Origin of the sequence: Lentzea terrae, from assembly GCF_003265345.1 — a bacterium.
GTDB lineage: Bacteria > Actinomycetota > Actinomycetes > Mycobacteriales > Pseudonocardiaceae > Lentzea > Lentzea terrae.
In genome coordinates, this window is sequence record NZ_QFWW01000057.1 from 24,964 (window position 1) to 32,563 (window position 7,600).

8 protein-coding genes are annotated in these 7,600 nt (G+C 67.6%); 6 read left to right on the top strand and 2 right to left on the bottom strand.

What is annotated here, in order from left to right:
* The first annotated feature begins 7 nt into the window (after window positions 1–7).
* The 3 genes from argH to DI276_RS48035 are packed head-to-tail and all read left to right on the top strand — an operon-like array spanning window position 8 to window position 3,213.
* Window positions 8–1,399, top strand: coding sequence for an argininosuccinate lyase (gene argH / locus DI276_RS48025; protein ID WP_112276922.1), 1,392 nt, complete (start codon window positions 8–10; stop codon window positions 1,397–1,399).
* Window positions 1,389–1,991, top strand: a complete 603-nt coding sequence (locus DI276_RS48030) for a DNA-3-methyladenine glycosylase (protein ID WP_232837427.1) — start codon at window positions 1,389–1,391, stop codon at window positions 1,989–1,991. Before argH ends, DI276_RS48030 begins: the two co-directional genes overlap by 11 nt.
* Before the next feature lie 28 nt (window positions 1,992–2,019).
* On the top strand, window positions 2,020–3,213 hold the full coding sequence (locus DI276_RS48035) for an SMI1/KNR4 family protein (RefSeq protein ID WP_112276924.1): 1,194 nt from the start codon (window positions 2,020–2,022) through the stop codon (window positions 3,211–3,213).
* Here the strand turns inward: DI276_RS48035 and DI276_RS48040 are convergent, their stop codons facing one another.
* Window positions 3,214–4,254: a toll/interleukin-1 receptor domain-containing protein gene (locus DI276_RS48040; protein WP_157985395.1), complete on the bottom strand. Its 1,041-nt coding sequence runs from the start codon at window positions 4,252–4,254 to the stop codon at window positions 3,214–3,216.
* 38 nt (window positions 4,255–4,292) lie between these two features.
* Between DI276_RS48040 and DI276_RS48045 the strand changes: the two genes are divergently transcribed.
* Window positions 4,293–4,511: a hypothetical protein gene (locus DI276_RS48045; RefSeq protein WP_157985396.1), complete on the top strand. Its 219-nt coding sequence runs from the start codon at window positions 4,293–4,295 to the stop codon at window positions 4,509–4,511.
* A 138-nt stretch (window positions 4,512–4,649) separates the two neighbouring features.
* On the top strand, window positions 4,650–5,315 hold the full coding sequence (locus DI276_RS48050) for a leucine-rich repeat domain-containing protein (RefSeq protein WP_232837428.1): 666 nt from the start codon (window positions 4,650–4,652) through the stop codon (window positions 5,313–5,315).
* Here the strand turns inward: DI276_RS48050 and DI276_RS48055 are convergent.
* The gene (locus DI276_RS48055) at window positions 5,299–5,694 is read right to left on the bottom strand and encodes a hypothetical protein (RefSeq protein ID WP_198681357.1); all 396 of its coding nucleotides are present in this window, start codon (window positions 5,692–5,694) and stop codon (window positions 5,299–5,301) included. The genes DI276_RS48050 and DI276_RS48055 overlap by 17 nt on opposite strands.
* Window positions 5,695–5,803: 109 nt before the next feature.
* Between DI276_RS48055 and tyrS the strand changes: the two genes are divergently transcribed.
* Window positions 5,804–7,078 (top strand): tyrosine--tRNA ligase, encoded by a 1,275-nt coding sequence (gene tyrS / locus DI276_RS48060; protein WP_112276934.1) that lies wholly within the window; start codon window positions 5,804–5,806, stop codon window positions 7,076–7,078.
* Window positions 7,079–7,600 lie beyond the last annotated feature (522 nt).

Consider the following 7,600-nt stretch of genomic DNA (forward strand, 5'->3'; position numbering starts at 1 on the left):
GCGTGCAATGAGTTCCTTGTGGGGTGGCCGGTTCGAGTCGGGACCGGCCGAGGCGATGGCCCGCCTGTCGCTGTCGACGCACTTCGACTGGCGGCTGGCGCCGTACGACATCGCCGGCTCGCGCGCGCACGCCCGTGTGCTGCACGCAGCGGGTCTGCTGACCGACGAAGAGCTCGCCGGCATGCAGAAGGCGTTGGACGAGTTGCTGGCCGACGTCGAGTCCGGCGCGTTCACGCCTGTGCTGGAGGACGAGGACGTCCACACGGCGCTGGAACGCGGCCTGATCGACCGCGCCGGTGCCGAGCTCGGCGGCAAGCTCCGCGCCGGCCGTTCCCGCAACGACCAGGTCGCCACCCTGTTCCGCATGTGGCTGCGTGACGCCGCTCGCCGGGTTTCTGCTGGCGTGCTGGACGTGGTCGATGCTCTTGCCGCCCAGTCCTCGACGCACTTCGGTGCCGTGATGCCGGGCCGCACGCACCTGCAGTCCGCCCAGCCCGTGCTGCTGTCGCACCACCTGCTGGCCCACGCGCATTCGTTGCTGCGTGACGTCGACCGCCTGCACGACTGGGACAAGCGCGCGGCGTTCTCCCCGTACGGCTCGGGCGCCCTTGCCGGTTCCTCGTTGGGGCTGGACCCCGCGAAGGTGGCCGCCGACCTGGGCTTCTACGCACCGGTCGAGAACTCCATCGACGGCACGGCCTCCCGCGACTTCGCGGCCGAGATCGCGTTCGTGCTGGCGATGATCAGCGTGAACCTCTCCCGGATCGCCGAAGAGATCATCATCTGGACGACCGCGGAGTTCCGCTTCGCCGTGCTGGACGACGCCTGGTCCACGGGCAGCTCGATCATGCCGCAGAAAAAGAACCCGGACGTCGCGGAGCTCGCCCGTGGCAAGTCGGGCCGTCTGATCGGCAACCTGGCGGGCCTTTTGGCGACCCTGAAGGCCCAGCCGCTGGCCTACAACCGCGATCTGCAGGAGGACAAGGAGCCGCTGTTCGACTCGGTCGAGCAACTGGAGTTGCTGTTGCCTGCCTTCGCAGGCATGGTCGCGACTCTTCGGTTCGATGTCGACCGCATGGCTTCGCTTGCGCCGGCCGGCTTCACGCTGGCGACGGACATCGCGGAATGGCTGGTGCGCCAAGGAGTTCCGTTCCGCGTGGCGCACGAGGCCGCCGGTGCCTGTGTCCGTGCCGCGGAGTCCCGTGGCGTCGGGCTGGAGGAGCTGACGGACGACGAGTTCGCGGCCATCTCGCCGTCGTTGACGCCCGACGTGCGTTCCGTGCTGACCGTCGAAGGCTCCATCGCCTCGCGCAACGCACACGGCGGCACCGCCCCAGAACGCGTCCGCGAACAGCTGGACGCGCTGGTGGCCAAGGCTGCGGCGGCACGTGAGTTCTAGGCTGCTGACCCAGGAGGAACTGGCCGTCGACCCCGTCGATGCGGCCCAGCTCCTCCTGGGTTCTTTTCTGGAAGCCGGCGACGTGCGCGTGCGCATCGTCGAGGTGGAGGCGTACCGAGGCGGCGACGACCCGGCGTCGCACTGCTACCGCGGCAAGACCCCGCGCAACGAGGTCATGTTCGGCCCGGCCGGCTTTCTCTACGTCTACTTCGTCTACGGCATGCACTTCTGCGCCAACGTGGTCTCCCTGACCGACGGCGTTCCGGGCGCGGTGCTGCTGCGCGCGGGCGAAGTCGTTTCGGGCGAGGACATCGCGTTCTACCGCCGTCCTGCCTCACGTTCGGCTCACGAGTTGGCCAAGGGACCGGCGCGGCTGTGCAAGGTGCTCGGCCTGGACCGTGCGTCGAACGGTGTGGACCTGACGTCCGCCGACTCGCCGGTGCGGTTGTACGCGGGCGAGCCGGCCGTTTCCGTCCGTTCGGGACCCCGTGTCGGCGTTGCAGTGGCGATGGACGTGCCGTGGCGCTTCTGGATCGACTCACCAGCTGTGTCGACGTACAAACGCGGTGGAAAGCGGCGCACTAAGGTGTGATTCCTGGGGCGATCTCTGGGGGGATCACATGCACGACAAGTTTGCTGCCGTCGCGCGCGAACTCATCGACTCCGTCGAGCCGGGCTTCGACTTCCTCACGCTGCGGGGCCTCTGCGGCCCAGGTGTGTGCCGCCTGAGCCTCACGTCCGGACCGTCCGCTGAGGAGATGACCCTCCCGCACCATCCATCGGTGGCGGACGTGATCAGTGTGGAGCTGCCGGGCACCGCCTTCGAGTTGCAGGTGCAGGCGGACGGCACGTTCGAGGCCCGCGTGCCCGAGGACGTCATCCTCGAAGCCGTGGGCAGTGTGCCACCGATCTACACCGTTGTGCGGGAGCCGCGTTATCGCTCGGTTGAGCACAAAGCCTCCTCGTTGGCGGAGGTGGAGGCGGTGATCGGCGCAGCACTGCCTGCGGAGGTGCACGAGCTGTTCGCGAGCGGTGCCGAGATGGTCGGTGACGTTCGCCTGCTCCGGATCGACGACATCCTCTACTACTGGAACGCCTGGGCGCACCAGTTCGGGTACTACCCGCGGGAGTGGGAGCTGCCCGTGCAGTACCTCGGGCCGCCCGGTGCGGTGCGGCTGGTGTCGTTCAACCTGAAGTGGGTACCGATCGGGTTCACCGACTGCGCCGACCTGGTGTGCGTCGACCTCGCCCCCGGTCCCGCCGGCCGGGTCGGCCAGCTGATCCAGGTGGCGGGGGAGGTGCCGCTGACCTACCTGGCCGACTCCGTGACGGGCTATGCGCCCCCTGCGGAAGAACCGGACTACGGGCACCTCGGCCAGGAGCTCGAGATCAACGGGCAGGATCTCGACCTCGCCAGGCTGGCCTCGGTGCGCGATCTCGCGATCGTGGACGGTGGGGTCCTGCGTCTTGGGGAGCTTGCGCATCTGCCGTTGGAACGTCTTCAGGTGACGGGCGACGAGATCGAACTGCCGGCGTGCGAGACCCTGACCTCTCTCGTGGTTCGCAGCAGTGGCCGCGTCGAACTGCCCTCGCTGCCTTCGTTGCGCGTGCTCGACGTGTCGGGTGCGGACGTGGACGTCGAGTCGTTGCCCGAGGTCGAATACCTCGTGTTGAACCCAGAACAGTGGCAGCGGTGCTCCCAGCAGCCTGCCGCGGCTTCTCTCGCCGGTGAGGTCTCCGTGGCGGGCGTGCTCGACTGGGCGCGCGAGCGTGGGCCCGCACAGCCGGATCAGGTGTTCCGGGGACGGGCCTGATCAGCGGGACAGCTGCTCCAGCGCGGCCTTGAACTCCAGCTCCAGCGCGGGATCCACCTCGAACACCAGCGGCACGGTCATGTTGATCTGCTCGCCGGCCGTCAACCGCTCCACCAACGTGTCCGCGACCCGGCGCAGATCCTGTGCCACGGCGTGCATCGCCTGCAGCTGCTGATCCGCGAACCGGGCCTGAATCCGGGCCGCGTACCGCGCGGGCTCCAGCGCGTAGCTCGTCGCGTGGATCCGCCGCGCCCACTCGAGGATCTCGTCGAACGTCCGCACGAACAGCTCACCGAGGTGCACGATCCGCGTGGGATCCCCGGCCTCGCCCGGCGCTCCGAACGCCGCCTCCTGCGTGTCCGCCGTGAACACCGACTCCACCGCGACCTTGATGATCTCGCTCAGCAGCACGTTGCGGGACCGGATCAGGTCGATGCCGCTGCCGTGCTCGACCTCCCCGTTGCGCGGCGCGTACCGGAGGAAGTGCTCCCGGTACTTCACCTCCAGCTCCGCAAGCCCTTGCGAGACAACGGTTACGTAGAGCAGGTACTCCCACCCGCGCGGCTTCTCGCGGACGAGCGCTGCGACCGACTGCTTGGTGATCGGCGTGGTGGGCGTGAACGACGCACGGTGCTGCGCCAGCTTCTGCACAACGGCCTGTGCGATGACCTCGTCGCTGTGCTTGCGCACGTCGAGATAAGCGATGGTGGGCAGAAGCCCCGGCACAGGCGTGTCATCGATGCGGATCGGCAGCAGGTACTCGGTGTGTTCCTCCAACGCGCGCGCCTGAGCCGCACGGCGTTGAACACGTGCCCACGCGGAGACGTAGTGCTGCGAGCTGAACAGCAGCACGAACCTGGCACGCGAACTGAAGGTCTCGGAGAAGTACTCGACGAGGTCGACGCCCCACATCTCGACCTGCCGGTCCTCGTCGTAGAAGACGTTGACGCCCAGGTCCTTCAGGCGCTCGACGATCGGCAGCACGCGATCGCGGTCTTCTTCGGCGAACGACGGGGCGACGTCGAACTCGTACTCGGCCACCGGTCCAAGGTACGGCCCTCGACGTCCCGGGGGATCACATGGAGAAGGCACTAGCCGCGGTGGCCGCCGAGCTCGCCGCGAAGGCCGAGCCCGGCTGGGACTACCTGACTCTGCGCGCCACCTGCGACTCCGGGTTCGCCGGCCACCGGGTCACAGCCGGGCCGGGCGAGGAAAACCCGCGCATCCGGCGCCTGGACTCGTTGGTCGCGTTGGGCCCGAACGGCCCCGTGGTCGTCGTTCACCGCACTTCTGACTGAAGGCATCCATCAGCAAGACGGTCTTCTGCCGCCGACGTACAGCCTCGTGTTCGAACTGCGGCCACGGCACCTGATTCCGCCGTACGAGCGGACGGAGGTGACGTCGACCGGTCCGCGATCGTGCGGTATCCGGCCGGCGTGACCCTGTGCGTCGACCTCGCTCCCGGTCCGCGCGGTCGCGTTGGCCAGGTGATCCAGCCGTCCCTCAACAGCTACCCGCTGGAGCTCCTCGCCGAGTCCGTGACGGCGTGGCACCGCTCGCCCGAACGCCCGGACCTCCCCGGAATGATGCTGCACTTCTCCGCCGAGGACTACGACCAGGACGCGGTCGCCGACGTGGCGGCGAGGTTCCCGACGCTGCGGGAGCTCGGCTTGTACGACCTCGGGGACGCCGATCTCGCCCCGCTCGCGAGGCTGGCCGACCTGCGCGATCTGAAGGTGAGCGGAGGGCACCTGCGGCTGAACGGGCTGGCGGATCTTCCGCTGGAACGACTCCACGTCACCGCGACCGAGGCCGACATCCCCGCGCTCGAACGTCTGACCTCTCTCACGGTCAGCGTTGCGCGCGTTGACCTGCCCAAGTTGCCGAAACTGCGGGTTCTCGACGTGTCCGGCGCAGATGTGGACGTCGAGTCGCTGCCGCAGGTGGATCACCTGACGCTGAACGCGGAGCAATGGAGGCGATGCACGGTGCGCCCAGCCGCCGCCACGCTCGTCGGTGAACGATCACTGGCCCAGGCTCTCGACTGGGCCGAGAGCCTGGGCCTGGTGTTGCCGCGCCGCTTGGTCAGCGGACGGCCGTAGTCCGGCGGTACCAGGCGCGCCGGTGGTCGACCGGAAGGGCCAGCCGTGTGATCAGGTTCGTCAGCAACGCACCGATGACCAACCACAAGAGAGCGGCCAGGCCCTCGTTGAGGAGCACCGCCGCCTTGGGGCTCGCCGGCGTGAAGAGGCCGTCCAGGCCGAGCGTGATCCCGCTGGCCCAGCCAGCGACGAACTGGAAGAACCCGTTGCCGGCGTTCGCGTCCGCCATCACTAGGAAGATGTGCACGAACAGCACGATGGCGAACACCCAACACACGACGTCGATGACTGCACAGACGGTGTGCACCGTCCGTACCTTGCGGTAGGTGTCGTCGTGCTCGACGACCTCCTCCACCACCGGTTCGTTCACGCGCGGCATGCGTTCAGTGGGCCGCCGTAACTCGTCACGTGGCTCCGTCATGACTGTCGGTTACCCGTGCGCGTACCGGGTGGAAACCCGTTCGACCTGGTAGGCGACAATGAGGGGCGTGAGCGAGCACATCCTTGACGAACTCTCCTGGCGCGGCCTGATCGCGACGTCCACCGACCTAGACGCACTCCGCAAGGATCTGGACGCCGGCCCGCTCACCCTCTATTGCGGTTTCGACCCGACGGCGCCGTCGCTGCACGCCGGCAACCTGGTCCCGCTGCTGATGCTCCGTCGCTTCCAGCGCGCGGGGAACCGGCCGATCGTGCTGGCCGGCGGGGCCACGGGCATGATCGGCGACCCGCGCGACACCGGTGAGCGCACGCTGAACCCGCTCGACACCATCGCCGAGTGGGCCGACCGGATCCGCGGCCAGTTGGAGCGGTTCGTCGAGTTCGACGACTCGCCCACGGGTGCGATCGTCGAAAACAACCTCAACTGGACCAGCCAGGTCAGCGCGCTCGAGTTCCTGCGCGACGTGGGCAAGCACTTCTCGGTCAACGTGATGCTGTCCCGCGAGACGGTGAAGCGCCGCCTCGAGAGCGACGGCATGTCGTACACCGAGTTCAGCTACCTGCTCCTGCAGTCCAACGACTACCTGCAGCTCAACCGGCGCTACGGCACCTCGCTGCAGGTCGGCGGCTCGGACCAGTGGGGCAACATCGTCGGCGGTGTGGACCTCATCCGCCGGGTCGACGGCAAGCACGTGCACGCGTTGACCGCACCGCTCGTCACCGACGCCGAGGGACGCAAGTTCGGCAAGTCCACCGGTGGCGGCAGCGTGTGGCTCGACCCGGAGATGACCTCGCCGTACGCCTGGTACCAGTACTTCGTGAACGTCGGTGACGCCGACGTGCTCCGCTACCTGCGTCTGTTCACGTTCCTCTCGAGGGAGGAGCTGGACGAGCTGGAGAAGGAGACCGCGGAGAAGCCGCACCTGCGTTCCGCGCAGAAGCGTCTTGCACAGGAGTTCACGGACCTCGTGCACGGGGAGCGCGCGACGCAGCAGGTCGTCCTGGCCTCTTCCGCGTTGTTCGGCCGTGGCGAGCTCCGCGATCTCGACGCGTCGGTGCTGGAAGCGGCATTGGCAGAGGCGCCGAAGGGCACCGCGCGCCTGGCGGACGAGCCCACGATCGTCGACCTGCTGGTGGCGTCCGGGCTGGCGGACAGCCGGGGTGCCGCGCGGCGCACGGTCAACGAGGGCGGTGCGTACGTGAACAACGCGAAGGTGACCGACGAGGAGTGGAAGCCGGCGTCGTCGGACCTCCTGCACGGCAAGTGGCTGGTGCTCCGGCGCGGCAAGCGCAACAACGCGAGCGTCCAGGTAGAGGTCTGACCTGCACGTTCTGGTCGTTGAGGGCCGTCGATCCCACTGCGGATCGGCGGCCCTCGATCTTTCTCGATGTGATCGCGGTCACAGTGTGCGCGGATCTGGGCTGAGATAGCGTGACCGATGGGTCCTGTATGGGGCTGCTGACCTGCGATTTCTTAATCGCGGGCGGCTGGGTTGCCCCCGATTTGACCCCCAGTTGGCGTGCGTGTAACTTTCTCTCTGCCAGCGCGGAACGGGCCGGGAACACCGGAACGGAGTGCGGCGGGGGTCACGAACCAAGCTTCCACGGACTGTGGTAGAGTGGGTGACCGGGAAACGATGAAGACCCAGCCGGTAGCTCTTCTGAGCTCAGAGGCCAAGGGCGTCGGAAGTTTCAAACCAAAAGCTTAAGTACGACACAGCCTCGGATCGAGTCGCCGTGTGGCGGCCTCGTGATGATGAGCGCGTGTTCTTTGAGAACTCAACAGCGTGCCGAAACACAGCCAGTAATATGAATACCTCCTCGTCGAGGTATTCCTTTGAGTA

Bases quoted from the DNA above. Each gene is read 5' to 3' on its own strand.
- argH (WP_112276922.1), top strand. From the start codon at position 8: ATGAGTTCCTTGTGGGGTGGCCGGTTCGAGTCGGGACCGGCCGAGGCG.
- DI276_RS48055 (WP_198681357.1), bottom strand. From the start codon at position 5,694: ATGCCGCGCGTGAACGAACCGGTGGTGGAGGAGGTCGTCGAGCACGAC.
- DI276_RS48035 (WP_112276924.1), top strand. From the start codon at position 2,020: ATGCACGACAAGTTTGCTGCCGTCGCGCGCGAACTCATCGACTCCGTC.
- DI276_RS48045 (WP_157985396.1), top strand. From the start codon at position 4,293: ATGGAGAAGGCACTAGCCGCGGTGGCCGCCGAGCTCGCCGCGAAGGCC.